The sequence below is a fragment of the Bacillus sp. PS196 genome (assembly GCF_037963555.1).
GTDB lineage: Bacteria > Bacillota > Bacilli > Bacillales > Bacillaceae > Bacillus > Bacillus subtilis.
Genome location: NZ_CP150159.1, coordinates 1,413,539 through 1,433,112 on the forward strand (window position 1 = coordinate 1,413,539; position 19,574 = coordinate 1,433,112).

Consider the following 19,574-nt stretch of genomic DNA (forward strand, 5'->3'; position numbering starts at 1 on the left):
ATGTGGCCGTAAAAAAGCCTCCTTCTCAGAGAGAAGGAGGCTTAACATCTATGTCCGCCTCTCTTATCTCTCAGATCAGATCTGAATGGAATTAGCACCGTGCCTTAAGAGACCAGCGTCTCGGCGCGAAAAAGATGCGCCCCATTTCACAATGGAATTACGGTCGGTTGCTGTTGGGGTCAAAAGGCCAAATCCCTCGCCCAACTCTCGATAAGAGAATATATTCACTTGTTTGACAATTCTAATTTATCAGTTGATGAACATGGTAACAGGTAATTTAGTTAGTTGTCAATATTTTTTTAATATAAATCTTTTCTGATATCATCGAAAACAGGAATGCTCTCCCGAACTTCTGCGCTTTCTTGAAGGTCGATTTCCGCTCGGACTATGCCTTCTTCCCGGCCGCCTTCAGCAAGTACACGTCCCCATGGATCAATAATCAGGCTATGTCCTGCAAATTCATTATCCGGATTTGAACCGGTACAATTGCAGGCTGCGACAAAGCATTGGTTTTCAATGGCCCGCGCAATAAGCAGGCTTTTCCAATGATCAAGGCGGGGAAGAGGCCATTCCGCAGAAATAAACAGCACGTTGGCGCCTTTTGTCGTATGTTTTCTGATCCATTCCGGAAAACGGATATCGTAACAGATCAATCCAGAGCTTTTGACGCCGTCAAGCTCAAAGTATCCGTCTTCGGAACCGGCTGATAAATACAGATGCTCATCCATCAGCTGAAAAAGATGGGCTTTTCTGTACTCTTTAATGATTTGCCCTTCCTTATCCGCAATGTACATTGTATTATAAACATCAGAATTCTTCCTGACAGCGACCGACCCGGCGACAATATGAACACCATGTTTTTTTGCCGTTTTCTTCAGCCAGCTCTGAGCGGAGCGCCCGTCTTCGTCAGCGAGTTCATCAAGATTGGCCAGATCATATCCGGTCGTCCATAATTCAGGCAGAACAAGAACATCAGCATGTTTGCTTTCTTTTTCGATGAAAAATTCAGCCTTTTTTATATTTTCCGAAGGTTTGCCGTATGAAATATCAAATTGAAGACAAGATATCGTCCATTTCATCTTTTTAACACCCCAAATTTTTCTTTACTTTTTTCATTTAACCATATATGATGATGGACTATCATTTCAAGATTTTTTTAGAAGGTGAGAATAGATGAAATTTGAACAGTCTCATGTATTGAAGGAATTGCCTAAACAATTCTTCGCTTCTCTGGTGCAGAAAGTGAACCGAAAGCTCGCAGAAGGACATGACGTTATCAATCTAGGACAGGGAAATCCAGATCAGCCGACTCCTGAACATATTGTCGAGGAGATGAAACGAGCTGTTGCTGATCCTGAGAATCATAAATATTCGTCTTTTCGCGGCTCATACCGTCTGAAGTCAGCGGCTGCTGCATTTTACAAAAGAGAGTACGGCATTGATCTGGATCCGGAAACCGAAGTCGCTGTATTATTCGGCGGAAAAGCCGGTCTTGTCGAGCTCCCGCAATGCTTGTTGAATCCCGGTGATACGATCTTAGTTCCCGATCCGGGTTATCCAGATTACTGGTCGGGTGTCACACTTGCAAAAGCAAAGATGGAAATGATGCCGCTCGTAAAGGACAGGGCGTTTCTCCCTGATTACAGCAGCATAACCGCTGAAGTAAGGGAACAGGCGAAATTGATGTATTTGAATTATCCGAATAATCCGACCGGAGCTGTTGCTACTTCTGAGTTCTTTGAAGACACCGTGCGTTTTGCGACTGAAAATGGAATCTGCGTCGTTCACGATTTTGCTTACGGCGCTGTAGGATTTGACGGCTGCAAGCCTTTAAGCTTTTTGCAGACTGAAGGTGCGAAGGATATCGGAATTGAAATTTACACGCTGTCAAAAACGTATAATATGGCAGGATGGCGGGTTGGCTTTGCCGTCGGAAACGCTTCGGTCATTGAAGCGATCAATCTTTATCAAGACCATATGTTTGTCAGTCTTTTCAGAGCGACTCAGGAGGCTGCAGCAGAGGCACTGTTAGCCGATCAGACGTGTGTGGCAGAGCAAAATGCCAGGTATGAGAGCAGGAGAAACGCTTGGATCACAGCATGCCGGGAAATCGGCTGGGATGTAACAGCTCCCGCAGGTTCTTTTTTTGCATGGCTGCCTGTGCCTGAAGGCTATACTTCAGAGCAGTTCTCAGATCTTTTGCTGGAAAAAGCGAATGTGGCAGTTGCGGCTGGAAACGGCTTCGGTGAATATGGCGAGGGCTACGTCAGAGTCGGACTTTTAACAAGTGAAGAAAGACTTAAGGAAGCCGCTTATCGAATTGGCAAACTGAACCTGTTTACCCAAAAAAGCATTGACAAGACCTTATAACGATGGGATAATTCAAAATAATTTATAAAATCTATATTTTCTTATCAAGAGCAGGCAGAGGGACGAGCCCGATGAAGCCCGGCAACCGACTTATAAAGCACGGTGCTAATTCTTGCAGCTAGCGGCTGAGAGATAAGATTCGGACGAGAAACGAAACCTCTTTAGACGCGATTGCAGTTTGAAGAGGTTTTTTGATATGGATGAAAATGAAAGGAGCTCTGGCATGAGTGAGTTATTAGCGACATATCTCCTGACCGAACCGGGAGCCGATACAGAGAAGAAAGCAGAACAAATTGCAACAGGATTGACAGTAGGCTCCTGGACTGATCTGCCCCTTGTAAAACAGGAGCAAATGCAAAAGCACAAGGGGCGTGTGATAAAAGTTGAGGAGAGAGAGGGAACTCCTGCATCAGAAAAACAAGCGGTCATCACAATTGCCTATCCTGAAATCAATTTCTCTCAGGATATTCCTGCTTTGCTGACAACAGTGTTTGGCAAGCTGTCCCTGGACGGAAAAATCAAATTAATCGATCTTCACTTCTCTGAAGCATTTAAGCGTGCACTGCCGGGACCGAAGTTTGGCGTATACGGCATCCGAAAGCTGCTGGTAGAGTTTGAGAGACCGCTGTTAATGAGCATATTTAAAGGCGTAATCGGAAGGGACCTGAGTGATATTAAAGAACAGCTCCGGCAGCAAGCGCTTGGCGGAGTTGACTTGATTAAAGACGATGAAATTTTCTTTGAGACAGGTCTAGCGCCTTTTGAAACAAGAATTGCAGAAGGAAAGCAAATATTGAAAGAAACGTATGAGCAAACCGGACATAAAACGCTGTATGCGGTGAATTTGACTGGACGTACGGCTGATCTGAAAGACAAAGCGAGACGCGCCGCCGAGCTGGGAGCGGATGCGCTTTTGTTTAATGTCTTTGCTTACGGCTTGGACGTTATGCAAGGCCTAGCAGAAGATCCTGAAATCCCAGTTCCGATTATGGCGCATCCAGCAGTGAGCGGAGCGTTTACGTCTTCTCCGTTTTACGGTTTTTCTCACGCTCTTTTACTCGGAAAATTAAATCGATATTGCGGTGCTGACTTCAGCCTCTTTCCGTCTCCATATGGTTCGGTTGCGCTTCCAAGAGCAGACGCACTGGCGATCCATGAAGAATGTGTGAGAGAGGATGCTTTTAACCAAACATTTGCGGTTCCGTCAGCAGGCATTCATCCCGGCATGGTTCCGCTATTAATGCGTGATTTCGGCATAGACCACATTATTAACGCCGGAGGAGGCGTACATGGACATCCGAACGGTGCCCAAGGCGGGGGGCGAGCGTTCAGAGCCATTATTGATGCGGTCCTAGAGGCCCAGCCGATTGATGAAAAAGCCGAACAATGCAAGGATCTTAAGCTTGCGCTAGATAAATGGGGAAAGGTTGAAGCCGTATGACGACTCGAAAACCTTTTGTTATTTGTGATTTTGACGGAACAATCACGATGAACGACAACATTATAAATATCATGAAAACATTTGCTCCCCCAGAGTGGGTGGCATTAAAAGACGGCGTACTTTCCAAAACGCTATCGATCAAGGAAGGTGTCGGGCGGATGTTCGGCCTTCTGCCCAGCCGTTTAAAAGAAGAGATTACAAGTTTTGTATTGGAAGATGCAAAAATCAGGGAAGGCTTTCGGGAATTTGTAGCATTTATCAATGAGCACGAGATTCCGTTTTATGTCATAAGCGGTGGAATGGACTTCTTTGTATATCCTTTGCTTGAAGGCATTGTGGAGAAAGACCGCATTTATTGCAACCATGCTTCATTTGACAATGACTATATCCATATTGACTGGCCTCATTCCTGCAAGGGCACATGCAGCAATCAATGCGGGTGCTGTAAGCCGTCGGTCATCCATGAACTTTCTGAACCGAACCAATATATCATCATGATCGGTGATTCGGTTACAGATGTGGAGGCAGCAAAGCTGTCTGACCTATGCTTTGCAAGGGATTATTTATTAAACGAATGCCGGGAGCAGAACCTCAATCATCTTCCGTATCAAGATTTTTATGAGATCAGAAAGGAAATTGAGAATGTAAAGGAGGTACAGGAATGGCTGCAAAACAAGAACGCTGGCGAGAGCTCGCTGAAGTAAAACGGGAATTGGCAGAGAGAGATTGGTTTCCAGCGACTAGCGGCAATTTGTCAATTAAGGTTACAGATGAGCCTTTAACATTTCTCGTCACTGCAAGCGGAAAAGATAAACGCAAAGAGACGGTTGAAGATTTTCTGCTGGTCGATCAAAACGGAGAGCCTGCTGAAAGCGGGCATTCTCTGAAACCGTCAGCAGAAACGCTTTTGCATACACATTTGTACAATAAAACCAATGCCGGATGCTGCCTGCATGTCCATACGGTAAACAATAATGTGATTTCAGAGTTATACGGAGACCAAAAGAAAATCACATTCAAAGGCCAGGAAATTATAAAAGCACTCGGCTTGTGGGAAGAGAACGCAGAAGTGACCGTGCCGATTATAGAAAATCCGGCACATATCCCAACGCTTGCGGCACTGTTTGCGGAAGAGATTTCAGAAGATTCAGGAGCTGTTCTGATCCGAAATCATGGTATTACGGTTTGGGGGAAAACAGCATTTGAGGCAAAAAGAGTGCTTGAAGCGTATGAATTTTTGTTCAGCTACCATTTGAAATTGAAAACACTCCAGCATCAGCTGGTTAAATAAAAGGAGGAATTGAAATGGCTACAATTCGAATTCATGATGAGGCAAATACAACGATTGAAAATCAAGAGGAAGTGGCAAGCTTTCTGGACAGTCAAGAGGTTATTTATGAGCAATGGGATATCACGAAGCTTCCGGAACATCTCTCAGAGAAATATGACCTGACAGAAGAAGAAAAACAGCAAATTCTTGATACCTTCGAAACTGAAATTAAAGATATCTCAACCCGCCGCGGCTATAAAGCACAGGATGTTATTTCATTGTCAGACAGCAATCCGAAACTTGATGAACTGCTTGAAAACTTTAAAAGAGAGCATCACCATACAGACGATGAGGTTCGTTTTATTGTAAGCGGACACGGTATTTTTGTCATTCAAGGCAAGGACGGCACGTTTTTTGATGTCCGTTTAAACCCTGGTGATTTAATCTCCGTGCCTGAGAATATCCGCCATTACTTCACGCTTCAGGAGGACCGCAAAGTTGTCGCGGTGAGAATTTTTGTCACAACTGAAGGCTGGGTTCCTATTTATGAAAAAGACAGCGTGAATCAATAAGCATGAGATAGCCCCGTTCATCGAACGGGGCTTTTTATATTTATTGCAAACGCCACTTTTCATACTGTGACAGTTCTTTTTTAATCAGTGTCCAAATCAAACCTAAAACAGCTGCATCGTCAATGAACCCAAGACCGAGGATTACGTCTGGAATGATATCGAGCGGCATGACGATATACAGAATTGCGGCAGTTAACAGCAAAAGTGTTTTAACCTGTGACCGAGGATAGTCGCCATTTCGCCAATCGCGAAGCATCTGAAAAAAAATAGTGATGTGCTGAATACATTTTTTTCGGTTTTTCCTCTTCAAAATTGCTTTTCCGCCTGCCGCTCCGAGCATAATTGCTTTCTTTTTCTTCATTGGGCATTCCTCCTGCCTGGCGGCGTGTTTAAGATATTCTTCACCTGGGTATTGTTCTTCTAATCCTATCAATATATCTATTATACCTGAAAAATTAACTTATTTAATGAAAATATGTTTACAAATAAAGTATAATCTGTAATAATGCACAATAACCCAATCAAACTTGTTTCCTATTTCTTAGCGGCGAGGGGTGAAGTGAATGGGCGGTTCTTCTGAACAAGAAAGATTGTTGGTGTCTATTGATGAAAAAAGAAAGTTAATGATAGATGCCGCTAGAAAGCAGGGATTTACAGGGCATGACACGATCAGGCACAGTCAGGAGCTGGATTGTTTAATAAATGAATATCACCAGCTTATGCAAGAAAACGAACATTCCCAAGGGATTCAAGGCCTTGTAAAGAAATTAGGCTTGTGGCCCCGCAGAGATGTTATGCCAGCATATGATGCAAATAAATAGCGGCCTATCAGATGCATATATAAAGAGAGAGCTTTTCGGAAGCGCTCTTTTTTTCTGGAAAAAATTCATATGAAAGAGGGAACTAATGAAAGAACTAGCGATTCTCATTACCGAAATGGTCAATCAATTTCATGATGCTTTTATTTCCTTATGCGGAATATTTGGCATTCATTTAACTGACAAAGAAATGCATTTTTGGGTGATCGGCATTTTTGGCATATTCTTTTTCGGCGTCACTCACGCTGTGTTTACATGGCTTTCTAAATGGAGTATGACAGCCTTGTCCTTTATCTATACTGTTACAGTCATCATTGTCATCGTATTTGCGATTGAGATTCAGCAAAAGGTGACGGGTAGAGGGAATATGGAGTTTTTAGATGCCACGGAAGGTATAAAGGGTTTTTTAGTATTTTTTATGTTTTTTTGGCTTTTGAAAATGCTGTTGCGTTTCATCAAAATCCTTTTTTCTGGAAGACCAGCAAGCAAATCGAATGGCAATGCCCGATCACGAAGATAAAAAACCCTCCTGACATGGTCAGGGGGGCTATGATGCGGATACGGGGAGGGTGATTGTCACCTCTGTGCCTCTTCGCACTTCACTTTCAATATGAATAGAGCCTCCGTACATCAGCACGATCCGTTTACAAACAACAAGGCCGAGACCGGTTCCTTTTTCTTTAGAAGTAACAAAGGGAAGGAAGATGTGATCCAGCATTTCCTGAGAAATCCCTTCACCGTTATCCACAACTTTGATTATGGCTTTTTTATCTAAAGCTCCTAGGGAGATCGTCAGTTTGCCTCCTTCAGGCATTGACTCGAGGCCATTTTTTGCTACATTTAAAATCACTTGTTTAATATGATCTTTTGTACATTTTACGAGTAAGGGCTGCTCGGTTAAATACTGTAATTCGACTTCAACATTGTATAGATTGCCCTCAGAATAAATGATCGGCATAATTTCTCCGATAATGTCCTGAAGTGAGTTCAGCTCCCATTTTTCAGCTGTCGGCTTGCCGAGAACGAGAAACTCACTCACTATTTGATTGATGCGTTTGATCTCCTGTTCGATAATGGAGAAGTAAAGCTGATCTTCCTCACCTTTATATTTCTTTTGCAACAGCTGAATAAAGCCGCTTATCCCGGTGAGGGGGTTACGGATTTCATGGGCTGTGCTGGCAGCAAGCGTCCCGATCAGCTCTAATTTTTGCGCCTCGTTTTCTGAGCGCTCCAGCTGGGTCTGCCGCTTCAGCAAATAATACAGCACGAGAATAAAAAGGATATTCAGCAGAACAATAATACATGAAAGCGGAAGCACAAGGCTTTTCGACAGTTCTTCTATTGTGACCGGGTTCGGATAGACTTTCATATTCCAGCTGATATCATCCAGATATCCGCTGACAGGTTTCTGATCCTCTGCATGAGAGGCTTGTCCGCTCGCAAAAATCATTTTCCCGTCTTGGTTCACAACTTCAATATAAACATCAGGGCTCAGCAAGTTAATGAGATTTTTCAAATAATCAATTTGAATAGCTGCGACAAGATAATCTGTCACATTTCGTTTTGAGTCCAAAACAGGCACACAAATTGTGAAAATTGGCTGACCAGTAATTCTGCTCGAATAACTATCTGAAATGACTGTCTTTTTAGTTTCCTTTGCTTTTGTAAAAAAAGATCTGTCGGCCAGGTTTACTTTCGTTTTTAATTCGGTTGTGCTTGCGGTGACGTCTCCTTTGGCATTGAGAAAATAGAGACCGGAAAATCTCGGCTCTGAATCAAAGGTCTTTTCCAAAATTGACTGCATTTTCTTTATATCAACCGGTCTGTCGATGGCGATGGACAAGGAGGTCATTCTCGCCATTGTTTCTCCGATTAAATAATTGATTTTGTTGCGGTGAAGGTTTAGCAGGACACTTGCTTCTTGTTTATGTTCTGCAGCTATTGTATCTTTTTCTTTTTCATATACGAAAAAGCTGATGACGATTGCCGGAATCACGACCAGTATGATATAAAGTTTGACTCTCCCGCAGGCGCCTTTTAGTATTTTCAATTTGCATCGCTCCAACATACACCTGATTAGAGGTATTATATCATTGTTTCTTCTTCTTTAATAAGAAAAAATAACCAAAAAAATTAGAAAAAGGTGTTGGCAAGCTTACATTTAAAAAAAGAAGAGAAATATTGGAAAGATTTTTATTGACATTTTGGTCTTTGTTTATTAATGTTTCTCTGTAACGGTTTCTAAAAGGATGATTGAGACATGACAGAAAAATCACTGAAGTTATTTATCGTGCTGTCGCGCGCGTATCGGTCTATTAACGATCATATGAATAAGCATATTCATAAGCATGGGCTGAATCCGACTGAATTTGCTGTGCTAGAGCTTTTGTACCATAAAGGCGATCAGCCGCTGCAGCAGATAGGAGATAAAATTCTCTTGGCTAGCGGGAGCATCACATACGTTGTAGATAAGCTGGAGCAAAAAGAACTTCTCATTCGGAAAGCGTCTCCTACAGACAGACGAGTGACATTTGCGCAAATTACTGAAAAAGGCATCGGTCTTTTGGACGATATTTTCCCTGATCACGCTGCTGAAATTGATGAAATGATCAGCGTATTAAGCGAAGAAGAGGTAGAGATGTGCACCGAAATGTTAAAAAGAGTAGGATTAAACGCAAAACAGTTTCATAATAAGTAAAAAAAGGAAGCCTGATATGTCACAAGGCTTCCTTTTTTGCTATTTTTCATTTGTTTCCGCTGCGCCTCTTGGCAAAATGAGAACTTCAACCCGCCGGTTTTTGCTTCGGCCTTCCGCAGTTTTGTTGGAAGCCACCGGTTTATACTCGCCATAACCCTTGGCGCTGAACACTTTTGCATCGAGCTTGGGGTTTTCAATCAGGAGCCCCATAAAGTTTACCGCTCTCATGACGCTTAAATGCCAGTTTGATTGGAATTCAGAATTTTTAATTGGCATATTATCAGTATGTCCGCTGATAATGATATTTCTTGGCGGGTTAATCACAAGAAGATTTGAAATCTCTTTTGCAAGCGGCACATCTTCCTTACGGATGGTCGCTTTTCCAGAATCAAAGAAGATGCTGTCTTTAATCGTAATCAGAAGGCCTTCACTAGTCATCTTCGTCTCCAGCTGATGTTCCAGCTTTTTATCTTTGATGAACTTTTCCACCTGGCTCTTCACATTTTCAAGTTCTTCTTGATCAGCTGCTTTTTCTTTTTCTTTCTTGTTTTTCTCTTTCTCTTCTTTTTCCTTTTTCACTTCATCGATGCCGTCTGACTCGTTTTCAGGAGGAGTGACACTGGAGTAGTCCAGTACACCGGTTCCGCCTGTAAAAACTTCATTAAATGATTTTGAGAGCATTTGAAACTTAGCTGCGTCAATCGAGCTGCTCGCGTACAGCACAATAAACAATGCCAGGAGAAGAGTAAGGATGTCGGCGTAAGGAACGAGCCATGATTCATCAACGTGCTCGTCCTCATGCTTCTTCTTCTTTTTTCTCGCCATTTTGCGCCTCTCCTTGTTCTGCAAATTTCAAGCGGTCCTTCGCAGGAAGATACATTAAAAGCTTTTGTTCGATGACTTTCGGTGCTTGTCCTTCTAAAACGGATAAAACACCTTCAATCATGACCTCACGCAGTTTTACTTCTTGTTTTGATTTTCGTTTTAATTTATTTGCGAAAGGATGCCATAACACATACCCTGTAAAGATACCGAGAAGTGTGGCAACAAAGGCGGCACTGATGGCGTGTCCAAGCTCATCTGTATTGTCCATATGAGAGAGAGCGGCAATCAGCCCGATTACAGCGCCGAGTACTCCAAGTGTCGGAGCGTACGTTCCTGCTTGTGTAAAAATAGCGGCTCCGGCTTGGTGTCTGTCCTCCATTGCTTCGACTTCCTCTGTCATAATATCTCTGATAAATTCCGCGCTTTGCCCGTCAACAGCCATGCTGAGCCCGTTTTTCAAGAAAGCATCATCTACATCCTCAATGCTTGCTTCTAAAGCAAGCAGACCTTCGCGGCGTGCAAGCTGAGCCCATTCAGAGAACATAGGAATGAGTTCCTCTATTGTGAGCTGTTTATTTTCCTTAAATAACACTCGAAACAACGCAGGCACTTTTTTAATTTCTTTTGTTGGGAACGCAATAACGACTGCTGAGATTGTCCCGGCGATAATAATTAAAATGGCAGCGGGGTTTGCAAGGGCGCTGAAACTGACGCCTTTCAGAACCATCCCGACGCTCAATGCCACAAAAGCAAGAATAATACCGATTAACGAAGTTTTATCCATAGTTTTTCACCAAATCCTTTTTTACTATCTTGTCTATGGTTAATATCGGTTTTGGTGCCCGGAACTTTAGGGACATTGTGAATTTGTTCATGAAATATTCAAGGAAGAGGCATAGAAGGGAGAAATAAACAAAAACGGGCTCTCCAAAATTGAAAAGCCCGGGTGTCTACTGAAATTAGCAGCTTTCTTGCAAGCTGTCCTTCAGATGGTATTCATATAATAGTAGAAATACATATTCACTGTATATAAACATGTTCCATCCCTCCTTAAAAAAAGTGTAAAGGATGAAGGGAAGTAGCGCTTCAGGGGAAGGGACGGTATTTTCTAAGTCAAGAGTATGAAAGCATAAAAAAAGCGGCTTCCTAAAAGGAAACCGCTGATTGTTATTTCGCTCGCACTTTGATTTTATCATCTTCTAAAATCACGTGAAAACTTGTGATCTCGCCATTATCAAGCAGCAGATCGGTCATTTCATCCTCAACCCATTCTTGGATGGTTCTTCTAAGCGGACGTGCACCGAATGAAGGGTGGTAGCCCAGCTCAGCGATTTTTTCTTTCGCTTCATCTGTCACATTCAAGCTAATGCCCCGTTCCGCCAATGTTTCTTCAAGTTCTCCAAGAAGAAGGCTGACGATTTTGACAAGATGTTCTTTTTCCAATGAGCGGAACTCAATAATGCTGTCAAAACGGTTGAGGAACTCAGGTTTAAAGAACATGCTCAGTGAATCAATTAATGTTTGTTCTTCGATGACACTGTCATCTGATTGGAAACCGACTTTCGTTTGTTTCTCACCAGCACCCGCATTACTTGTCATGATGATCACAGTGTCTTTGAAGCTTACGGTTCTGCCTTGGCTGTCTGTCAGACGGCCATCTTCCATAATTTGCAGGAACATATGCTGAACGTCTGGGTGTGCTTTTTCAATCTCATCCAGCAACACAATGCTGTAAGGATTGCGGCGCACTTTCTCAGTTAATTGTCCAGCTTCCTCATGGCCGACATATCCAGGCGGTGAACCGATAATTTTAGATACGGCGTGTTTCTCCATGTATTCGCTCATATCGAGTCGGATAATAGCGTCTTTTGTGCCGAATAATTCATCTGCCAGTGTTTTTGAAAGCTCTGTTTTCCCTACGCCGGTAGGACCGACGAAGAGGAAGGAGCCGACTGGTCTGTTTTTGGATTTTAAACCGGCGCGGCTTCGTCTTACCGCCTTTGCCACTTTTTGAACAGCGGCTTCTTGTCCAATCACGCGTTCATGAAGTTTTGCTTCGAGTTCTTTCATTTTCGTTTGTTCGTCTGCCTGCAGTTTGCCGACAGGGATGCCTGTTTTTTGTTCAACAATTTCCTGAATGTGCTCAGCTTCCACAGTGACAGCAGTATGAGCGGAGGAGCTGTTCAGTTTTTTCTCCAATGCGAGTTCTTCATCACGGAGTTTTGCAGCCAGTTCGTAATTTTCTTCTTCCAGGGCTTTTGTTTTTTCGGCTTCAATTGCAGTTAAGCGTTCAGCGGCATCCTCATCATTCAGTTCATCAATTAACAGGTTAGCTTTTGAACCTGCTTCATCTAATAAATCAATTGCTTTATCCGGCAGGTGTCTGTCCTGAATGTAGCGGGATGATAAAGTGACACACGCTTTGATTGCTTCATCACTGAATGTTACGCCATGGTACGCCTCGTATTTGTCTTTAATCCCTTGCAGAATGAGGATAGCCTGTTCAATTGAAGGCTCCTGCACCATGACAGGCTGAAAACGTCTTTCCAGCGCGGCATCTTTTTCGATTTGACGATATTCTTTCAGTGTTGTCGCGCCAATGACTTGCAGTTCGCCTCTGGCTAGGGCCGGTTTGAGAATGTTGCCGGCGTCCATTGATCCTTCTGCAGAGCCTGCGCCAACGAGAAGGTGAATTTCATCAATGAACAGAATGACATTTTTTCGTTCCTTCAGCTCAGTGATCAGCTGTTTCATTCTCTCCTCAAATTGGCCTCTGATCCCTGTGTTTGCAACAAGGGATGCAACATCAAGCAAATATAGCTCTTTGTTTTTCAGTTTGTTTGGAACATCACCTTCAGCAATTTTTAAAGCGAGCCCTTCAGCGATGGCAGTTTTCCCTACACCCGGCTCACCAATAAGAACCGGATTGTTTTTGTTCCGGCGGTTTAGAATTTCGATCACTCGCGCCACTTCATCATCACGGCCGATGACGGGATCAATGAGACCGGCTTTAGCACCGTTTGTAATATTTTGAGCCAGCTCATCAAGCAGCCCTTTTTTTCCGCTTTGTTTTGCTGCGCTCTTTTCTTTCGGCTGGAATGCCTGTTCAAACGGAAATCCGAAAGATTGAGGACCCATACTCATTGAAGGTTTACGGGTCAGTTCGTTATAGCAAGTTTCACAAAGAACCATCTGTTTATGAACGGAATTTATTTGCATGTTAAGGCGAATCGTCGCCTCGTTTTGATGACAATGTTGACAACGCATTTGCCAAAACCTCCTTAATAATTTGATCTTCTTTGACCAATGAAAGTGAATAAAAAGGTCTATTGGATTTGACCTTCTTTGACTATTAGTATACGGCAAACTTAACGGCTTTCAAACCAATATGCTCAAAGCAGACTGAATATTTGACTATCTTTGACCAATTGGTTTTTAAAAAAGGCCGGTTTGTTTGACCAACTTTGATTAATAGTATACTCTGACCATCTTTGACTTTCAAGCCTTTTGCACAACATTTTTTAATTTGTTACAAAGTAAAACATGTTTTCTTCGTCTTTTCAAGGAACTTGTCTCATAGGTTATAAAAAGGCATCTATGGACAAAACTGCGGTTCGTTCGGAGGGGAGAAATGGAACAATCAAAAGGGTCTGCAAGTCAGCTTGCTTTTGTGTATGTCGGCACAGTAGTCGGAGCTGGATTTGCGACTGGCAGAGAAATTGTTGAGTTTTTTCTGAAGTTCGGCTGGTTCGGTTTATTCGGCATTCTCGTCAGCGGCGGAATGTTTACGTTTCTGGGCGCCAAGCTGATGATCATTTCAAAGCGAATCAATGCCAAGTCATATCAAGAAATGAACATCTTTTTGTTCGGGGCGGCGGCTGGGCGAATTATCAATGTATTTATGCTGTTTGTTCTCCTCGGAGTTACATCTGTCATGCTTTCAGGAGCAGGGGCGCTTTTTGAGGAACAATTGGGGATGTCCGCTCAGATTGGGATGCTTATTACAATCGGTCTGAGCTTAATTGTGATGACTAGAGGAGTAAAAGGCATTTTCGGTGTCAATGTGTTTGTTGTTCCCCTTTTAATCCTCTTTTCAATGATTGTAGTGGCCGACTCTTTTATATTCAGCGAATCACGAAACGCAGCTCAGTGGGTCTGGCCGCATCGCTGGGATTGGCTGTTATCAGCCTTTTCTTACGGGGCTTTGAATTTATCGCTTGCCCAAGCAGTTTTGGTTCCGCTGGCGAATGAAATGTCCTCGGAGAAAGTGATCAAAAAAGGCGCTTTAATCGGAGGGACGATGCTGACGATTGTGCTGTCCGCGAGTTTTCTGTCTTTGTCAACTCTTCCGGATGTATTTTTGTATGATATACCGATGGCACAAGTGGTTTATCTCTTTGCACGATCTGTCCATTTGATTTATTTACTCATTATTTTCGGAGAAGTGTTCACATCAGTTATCGGTAATCTATATGGATTAGAAAAACAAGTGCAAAGCTTTCTTCCAGTGAAAAGCAAATATATCTTTGCGGCCATTATGATCACGGCTTATATTACGAGCCAAATAGGGTACGGCAGGCTTATTTCAACGATTTATCCCTTGTTTGGCTATGTGAGCCTGGCCTTCATAGGCGCTTTGCTTTGCAAAAAAGCTCCTCGGCGGCGCAGTTTATAAATATATATAATGAAACGAACCGTCACTATAGAGCGATAATTGATCTAGGAACCGGGGACTGACTTTTTTATTGTCAAGAAAAACATCATTATGGTAAGATAGCAGAAGTGAAAAAATTGAAGAAAATCCGTGCGATATGCGGGAGAGGTTCTAGCTACACCCTCTATAAAAAACTAAGGACGAGCTGTATCCTTGGATACGGCCTTTTTTATGTTTTTCTAGAGCACCTTCCGAAAAAAGGTGTTTTTTTGCGTGAATTAGCTGTAGCGATGTCTCTCGCCGGCGTTTTTATTGCGGAGAAGGAGAGGAATCATGAAAAAAGAAAAAGCAATTGTCGTATTTAGCGGCGGCCAAGACAGCACAACATGCTTACTGTGGGCCTTAAAAGAATTCGAAGAAGTCGAAACGGTGACTTTTCATTATAATCAGCGACATTCGCAGGAAATTGAAGTGGCAAAATCCATTGCGGAAAAGCTTGGTGTGAAAAATCATTTGCTTGATATGTCACTTTTAAATCAGCTTGCACCGAATGCCCTGACTAGAAATGATATTGAGATAGAAGTAAAAGACGGCGAACTGCCATCCACATTCGTTCCAGGCCGCAATTTGGTATTCTTATCCTTTGCGTCTATCCTGGCTTACCAAATTGGCGCGCGCCACATTATTACAGGAGTTTGCGAGACAGACTTCAGCGGTTATCCTGACTGCCGTGACGAATTCGTGAAATCTTGCAATGTCACGGTAAATCTGGCAATGGAGAAGCCGTTTGTGATCCACACGCCTCTCATGTGGCTCAATAAGGCGGAAACGTGGAAGCTTGCAGATGAGCTTGGCGCGCTGGATTTTGTGAAAAACAACACGCTGACATGCTATAACGGCATCATCGCAGACGGCTGCGGCGAATGTCCGGCATGTCACCTTCGTTCAAAAGGTTATGAAGAATATATGGTGATGAAAGGAGAGCGTGCATAAATTGTTATCTCAAATTTATCCGCAGGCCCAGCATCCTTATTCGTTTGAACTGAATAAGGACATGCATATCTCAGCCGCTCATTTTATCCCTCGGGAAAGTGCGGGAGCGTGCAGCAGGGTTCACGGGCATACGTATACCGTAAATATAACCGTTGCCGGCGACGAACTTGACGATTCAGGCTTTCTTGTCAATTTCAGCGTACTCAAAAAACTGGTGCACGGAAACTATGATCACACGCTATTAAATGATCATGAAGATTTTTCTCAGGACGACCGGTATTCGCTGCCGACAACTGAAGTCGTGGCGAAAACGATTTATGACAACGTACAGGCTTATTTAGACACTTTGGAGAATAAGCCGACCTGTGTACAGGTGTTTGTCCGTGAAACACCGACAAGCTACTGTGTCTACCGTCCGAAAAAGGGTGGTTTGAATGGCTAAAGGAATTCCTGTATTAGAAATTTTCGGCCCGACGATTCAAGGAGAAGGCATGGTGATCGGACAGAAAACGATGTTCGTCCGGACAGCCGGCTGCGATTATTCCTGCAGCTGGTGTGACTCCGCTTTCACTTGGGACGGGTCTGCTAAAAAAGATATTCGCTGGATGACGGCGGAGGAGATTTTTGCGGAGCTTAAGGACATTGGGGGAGATGCGTTTTCTCATGTGACGATCTCAGGCGGCAACCCGGCTCTGTTAAAACAGCTGGATGCTTTTATTGAACTGCTGAAGGAAAATAACATCCGTGCAGCGCTTGAAACTCAAGGGACCGTTTATCAGGATTGGTTTACGCTGATTGATGACCTGACAATTTCTCCAAAACCGCCAAGCTCAAAAATGGTAACGAACTTTCAAAAGCTTGACCACATTTTAACTTTACTTCAAGAGAATGATAGACAGCATGCTGTCAGCTTGAAGGTTGTCATCTTTAATGATGAAGATCTGGAATTTGCCAAAACTGTGCACAAGCGGTATCCGGGAATCCCGTTTTATTTACAAGTCGGAAATGATGACGTGCATACGACAGATGATCAGTCACTGATTGCACATTTGCTTGGAAAATATGAAGCGCTTGTTGATAAGGTAGCTGTCGATGCGGAGATGAATCTCGTCAGAGTGCTCCCGCAGCTGCACACCCTGTTATGGGGCAACAAACGCGGAGTATAATAGAAAGGAAGATGAACATGACGACAAGAAAAGAATCAGAATTAGAAGGTGTAACATTGCTAGGCAATCAAGGTACAAATTATTTGTTCGAATATGCACCGGACGTGCTGGAATCCTTCCCGAATAAACATGTAAACCGTGATTACTTTGTAAAATTCAATTGCCCGGAATTCACATCTTTATGTCCTAAAACAGGCCAGCCTGACTTTGCGACAATCTACATCAGCTACATTCCTGATGAAAAAATGGTTGAAAGCAAATCATTAAAGCTGTATCTATTCAGCTTCAGAAACCATGGTGACTTCCACGAGGACTGCATGAATATCATCATGAATGACTTGATTGAATTAATGGAACCGCGCTACATTGAAGTATGGGGCAAATTCACGCCAAGAGGCGGAATTTCCATTGACCCGTACACAAACTACGGAAAGCCTGGCACGAAGTATGAGAAAATGGCCGAATACCGTATGATGAACCATGATTTGTATCCGGAGACAATTGATAATCGTTAATTATTCCGTTGTGTGATACGGAGTGTGAAACGAAGTGGAGTCACAGTAAAATCCGAACATTCAGCGTTAATTTTCAGCGGAATTGTAACCGAGTCACAGCGAAGTGTGACCCGCACTAAGCTCAATAAAAGTGTGACCTGAGGTGCAACCTGAACTGTGACTTTTATGCAGTGAAAAATTGATAGTACAGAAGCAGATTAAGGCGTACAATTTGTACGTCTTTTCTTTTTTATCCGAAAGAAAAAATGCCTATCTAGAGATCATAGGCATTAAATATTATTATCAATATCTTCATTATTTTTTGGCTAAGTTTCTGAACCTTCTCTTTAACATTTGAAACAGCTCTTTTTTGAATTTCATCAAAGTTCTCCTGAATATAGTCGATGACACTTCTTATTAGAACTTCACTTTCAAAATTGAATATCTCATTTATTTCTGACTGTTCTTCATCTGTTAGGTGATGGTATTGAAGTTGTTTAGCATTTACTTCAGCAGCTACATCAATCCTAACTTAGTTGTTCTGGTTGTACAATTTCATATTCACCTTCTGCATACTCTTGCTCCGCATAATGGCCTCCCCATTGACAGAGCTCCTGCAAGATAGGTTTAAGAGATTCTCCAAGTTCAGTGGATGAATATTCAACCTTCGGCGGTACTTGATTATACATCTTTCTGCTCACAAGTCCACTGGCTTCAAGCTCTCTAAGTGTTTGAATCAGCATTTTCTGAGTTATATTTGGGATAATGCGCTTTAATTCACTCGTTCTCTTTGGTCCATTCATTAAAAAGTATAATACAAGGCCTTTCCATTTTCCTCCAATAACTTCCTTTGTCACTTCAAACCCACAGCTAAATTTTTTCATGTCTAAAGCTCTCCATTCCACATTTATTACTTTTTAGTTACTATATCACAAAAAAGTGGGTACTTCCGATAATGTGCTTACTGAAGGATACTATATCTTGTAAGTTGTTCTTCAAGTACTTAAAGGTACTAGACATAAAATAATATTAATTCTAAAGGAGTGTTAAGTATGGGTAAATTTGAAGGTAAAATAGCGCTTGTAACGGGTGGAACAAGTGGGATTGGTCTTGCTACAGCACAAAAATTTGTAAACGAAGGTGCATATGTTTATATCACGGGACGTAGACAAAACGAACTTGATAAAGCTGTTAACCAAATTGGCAAGAACGTAACCGGTGTTCAAGGTGATATTTCTAAGCTTGAAGACTTAGACAAACTATATGACATTATAAAGCAGGAAAAAGGTAAGTTGGACATTCTTTTTGCTAATGCAGGCATCGGCAACTTCCTTCCATTAGGTGAAATTACTGAAGAGCAGGTTGATAGAACGTTCGACATTAACGTTAAAGGAACCATCTTTACTGTTCAAAAAGCATTATCACTATTCCCAGACAAAGTAGGTTCTATTATTGTAACGGGCTCTACTGCTGGATCAATTGCCAACCCAGCGTTTAGTGTATATGGAGCATCTAAAGCAGCATTAAGAGCACTAGTTCGCAACTGGATTCTTGACCTAAAAGGTACTGAAATCCGTGTAAATGTGGTTAGTCCAGGAGGTATTCTTACACCTGCCTACGATGAGCTTTTTGGTGATGCACTTGAAGAGGTACTGGAAAATAGCAGAAATACTGTTCCAGCTGGAAAAGTTGGGACACCTGAAGAAGTAGCAAACGCTGTATCTTTCCTTGCTTCAGACGAAAGCAGTTACTTGACGGGTGTTGAATTGTTCGTAGATGGCGGGCTAGCACAGGTATAATTTCACTGCGCAGAGATTACAAATAGTCCCCAAAAAAGGTTAATGGGGATTTACTTGAAGAAGTCGTATAAAAAAGTCGTTTTCCTTAAAGGACAGGGAATTCGACTTTTTTATGTTTGAACTTGATTAACGTTGTAAATTCGCATTTTCCTGGGGCTACTACTAAATGACCTGTAAAAAAGATTACACTGTGAATAAATGTACTTAAAGTAACGGGGGCGTTAGTTGAAGAACAAACAACACCGTTGTTGTAGTAAATGAGGTCATTTGTTGTACAAAAAAAGGATAGTTGAATACAGGCATTTTCACTCTGTTCATCTATCCTCTCTTTTTGTTTATAAAATGTGTGACATTTTATTTGGTTGCTTAATTATTAATAATATTAAACATTTTCTTGACTTTTAATAAAAAATAATATCCCTGTCCTTGTATTCTAATACTTTTGAAAATATTTAAAGTAATCCTTATGTCCTG

21 protein-coding genes and 3 riboswitches are annotated in these 19,574 nt (G+C 42.3%); of the genes, 14 read left to right on the forward strand and 7 right to left on the reverse strand.

The genetic code is table 11. From position 1 onward, the window contains the following. Positions 1–60 precede the first annotated feature (60 nt). Positions 61–217, reverse strand: a riboswitch (SAM riboswitch). 82 nt (positions 218–299) lie between these two features. Next, entirely contained in the window at positions 300–1,079 is a 780-nt protein-coding gene (locus NST79_RS07535) for a carbon-nitrogen family hydrolase (RefSeq protein ID WP_003232495.1), read from the reverse strand. Positions 1,080–1,173: 94 nt separating this feature from the next. Between NST79_RS07535 and mtnE the strand changes: the two genes are divergently transcribed. From mtnE to mtnD, 5 genes are all read left to right on the forward strand, one after another. Next, a complete protein-coding gene (gene mtnE / locus NST79_RS07540; RefSeq protein WP_024572995.1) occupies positions 1,174–2,370 on the forward strand; it encodes a methionine-glutamine aminotransferase in 1,197 nt (398 codons plus the stop codon). Between the two features lie 38 nt (positions 2,371–2,408). Further along, positions 2,409–2,509: riboswitch (SAM riboswitch) on the forward strand. An 84-nt stretch (positions 2,510–2,593) separates the two neighbouring features. Then, the gene (gene mtnW / locus NST79_RS07545) at positions 2,594–3,811 is read left to right on the forward strand and encodes a 2,3-diketo-5-methylthiopentyl-1-phosphate enolase (protein ID WP_212059227.1); all 1,218 of its coding nucleotides are present in this window, start codon (positions 2,594–2,596) and stop codon (positions 3,809–3,811) included. Further along, positions 3,808–4,515, forward strand: a complete 708-nt coding sequence (gene mtnX / locus NST79_RS07550) for a 2-hydroxy-3-keto-5-methylthiopentenyl-1-phosphate phosphatase (protein WP_017695070.1) — start codon at positions 3,808–3,810, stop codon at positions 4,513–4,515. Before mtnW ends, mtnX begins: the two co-directional genes overlap by 4 nt. Then, the gene (locus NST79_RS07555) at positions 4,473–5,102 is read left to right on the forward strand and encodes a methylthioribulose 1-phosphate dehydratase (protein WP_017695069.1); all 630 of its coding nucleotides are present in this window, start codon (positions 4,473–4,475) and stop codon (positions 5,100–5,102) included. Before mtnX ends, NST79_RS07555 begins: the two co-directional genes overlap by 43 nt. A 14-nt stretch (positions 5,103–5,116) precedes the next feature. Next, positions 5,117–5,653, forward strand: a complete 537-nt coding sequence (gene mtnD / locus NST79_RS07560; RefSeq protein ID WP_003232483.1) for an acireductone dioxygenase — start codon at positions 5,117–5,119, stop codon at positions 5,651–5,653. A 40-nt stretch (positions 5,654–5,693) separates the two neighbouring features. Here mtnD and NST79_RS07565 read toward each other — a convergent pair whose 3' ends face one another. After that, positions 5,694–6,014, reverse strand: a complete 321-nt coding sequence (locus NST79_RS07565) for a YkvA family protein (protein WP_014479630.1) — start codon at positions 6,012–6,014, stop codon at positions 5,694–5,696. Positions 6,015–6,216: 202 nt separating this feature from the next. On the opposite strand from NST79_RS07565, the gene spo0E reads away from it, so the two are divergent. After that, positions 6,217–6,474 carry an aspartyl-phosphate phosphatase Spo0E gene (gene spo0E / locus NST79_RS07570; protein WP_003218598.1) on the forward strand — a complete coding sequence of 86 codons (258 nt, stop codon included), beginning with the start codon at positions 6,217–6,219 and terminating at the stop codon, positions 6,472–6,474. Positions 6,475–6,559: 85 nt separating this feature from the next. Next, on the forward strand, positions 6,560–6,991 hold the full coding sequence (locus tag NST79_RS07575) for a hypothetical protein (protein ID WP_124048349.1): 432 nt from the start codon (positions 6,560–6,562) through the stop codon (positions 6,989–6,991). Positions 6,992–7,018: 27 nt separating this feature from the next. On the opposite strand, the gene kinD is transcribed toward NST79_RS07575, so the two are convergent. Next, the gene (gene kinD, locus NST79_RS07580) at positions 7,019–8,539 is read right to left on the reverse strand and encodes a sporulation kinase KinD (RefSeq protein ID WP_015252216.1); all 1,521 of its coding nucleotides are present in this window, start codon (positions 8,537–8,539) and stop codon (positions 7,019–7,021) included. 192 nt (positions 8,540–8,731) lie between these two features. Between kinD and mhqR the strand changes: the two genes are divergently transcribed. After that, positions 8,732–9,169 carry a MarR family transcriptional regulator MhqR gene (gene mhqR / locus NST79_RS07585; RefSeq protein WP_106020399.1) on the forward strand — a complete coding sequence of 146 codons (438 nt, stop codon included), beginning with the start codon at positions 8,732–8,734 and terminating at the stop codon, positions 9,167–9,169. Between the two features lie 39 nt (positions 9,170–9,208). Here mhqR and motB read toward each other — a convergent pair whose 3' ends face one another. From motB to clpE, 3 genes are all read right to left on the reverse strand, one after another. After that, positions 9,209–9,994 carry a flagellar motor protein MotB gene (motB, locus tag NST79_RS07590; RefSeq protein WP_003232473.1) on the reverse strand — a complete coding sequence of 262 codons (786 nt, stop codon included), beginning with the start codon at positions 9,992–9,994 and terminating at the stop codon, positions 9,209–9,211. Continuing rightward, positions 9,966–10,778: a flagellar motor stator protein MotA gene (gene motA, locus NST79_RS07595; protein ID WP_003238984.1), complete on the reverse strand. Its 813-nt coding sequence runs from the start codon at positions 10,776–10,778 to the stop codon at positions 9,966–9,968. Before motA ends, motB begins: the two co-directional genes overlap by 29 nt. A 383-nt stretch (positions 10,779–11,161) precedes the next feature. Then, positions 11,162–13,261, reverse strand: a complete 2,100-nt coding sequence (clpE, locus tag NST79_RS07600; protein ID WP_029317717.1) for an ATP-dependent protease ATP-binding subunit ClpE — start codon at positions 13,259–13,261, stop codon at positions 11,162–11,164. Between the two features lie 364 nt (positions 13,262–13,625). Between clpE and NST79_RS07605 the strand changes: the two genes are divergently transcribed. From NST79_RS07605 to queF, 5 genes are all read left to right on the forward strand, one after another. Continuing rightward, the gene (locus tag NST79_RS07605) at positions 13,626–14,669 is read left to right on the forward strand and encodes a membrane protein (protein WP_021479408.1); all 1,044 of its coding nucleotides are present in this window, start codon (positions 13,626–13,628) and stop codon (positions 14,667–14,669) included. A 138-nt stretch (positions 14,670–14,807) separates the two neighbouring features. After that, a riboswitch (PreQ1 riboswitch) is annotated at positions 14,808–14,852 on the forward strand. A 129-nt stretch (positions 14,853–14,981) separates the two neighbouring features. Next, the gene (gene queC / locus NST79_RS07610) at positions 14,982–15,641 is read left to right on the forward strand and encodes a 7-cyano-7-deazaguanine synthase QueC (RefSeq protein ID WP_021479407.1); all 660 of its coding nucleotides are present in this window, start codon (positions 14,982–14,984) and stop codon (positions 15,639–15,641) included. Beyond that, positions 15,634–16,083, forward strand: a complete 450-nt coding sequence (gene queD, locus NST79_RS07615; protein ID WP_003232462.1) for a 6-carboxytetrahydropterin synthase QueD — start codon at positions 15,634–15,636, stop codon at positions 16,081–16,083. The genes queC and queD overlap by 8 nt, the downstream gene beginning before the upstream one ends. Continuing rightward, a complete protein-coding gene (gene queE / locus NST79_RS07620; protein WP_029317718.1) occupies positions 16,076–16,807 on the forward strand; it encodes a 7-carboxy-7-deazaguanine synthase QueE in 732 nt (243 codons plus the stop codon). The genes queD and queE overlap by 8 nt, the downstream gene beginning before the upstream one ends. Positions 16,808–16,824: 17 nt before the next feature. Continuing rightward, a complete protein-coding gene (queF, locus tag NST79_RS07625; protein WP_212059229.1) occupies positions 16,825–17,322 on the forward strand; it encodes a preQ(1) synthase in 498 nt (165 codons plus the stop codon). A 506-nt stretch (positions 17,323–17,828) separates the two neighbouring features. Here queF and NST79_RS07630 read toward each other — a convergent pair. Continuing rightward, positions 17,829–18,185 carry a winged helix-turn-helix transcriptional regulator gene (locus tag NST79_RS07630; RefSeq protein ID WP_014417586.1) on the reverse strand — a complete coding sequence of 119 codons (357 nt, stop codon included), beginning with the start codon at positions 18,183–18,185 and terminating at the stop codon, positions 17,829–17,831. Between the two features lie 168 nt (positions 18,186–18,353). Here NST79_RS07630 and NST79_RS07635 point away from each other — a divergent pair, with 168 nt between their 5' ends. Continuing rightward, on the forward strand, positions 18,354–19,100 hold the full coding sequence (locus tag NST79_RS07635) for a glucose 1-dehydrogenase (protein WP_033884218.1): 747 nt from the start codon (positions 18,354–18,356) through the stop codon (positions 19,098–19,100). The last annotated feature ends 474 nt before the right edge of the window (positions 19,101–19,574 follow it).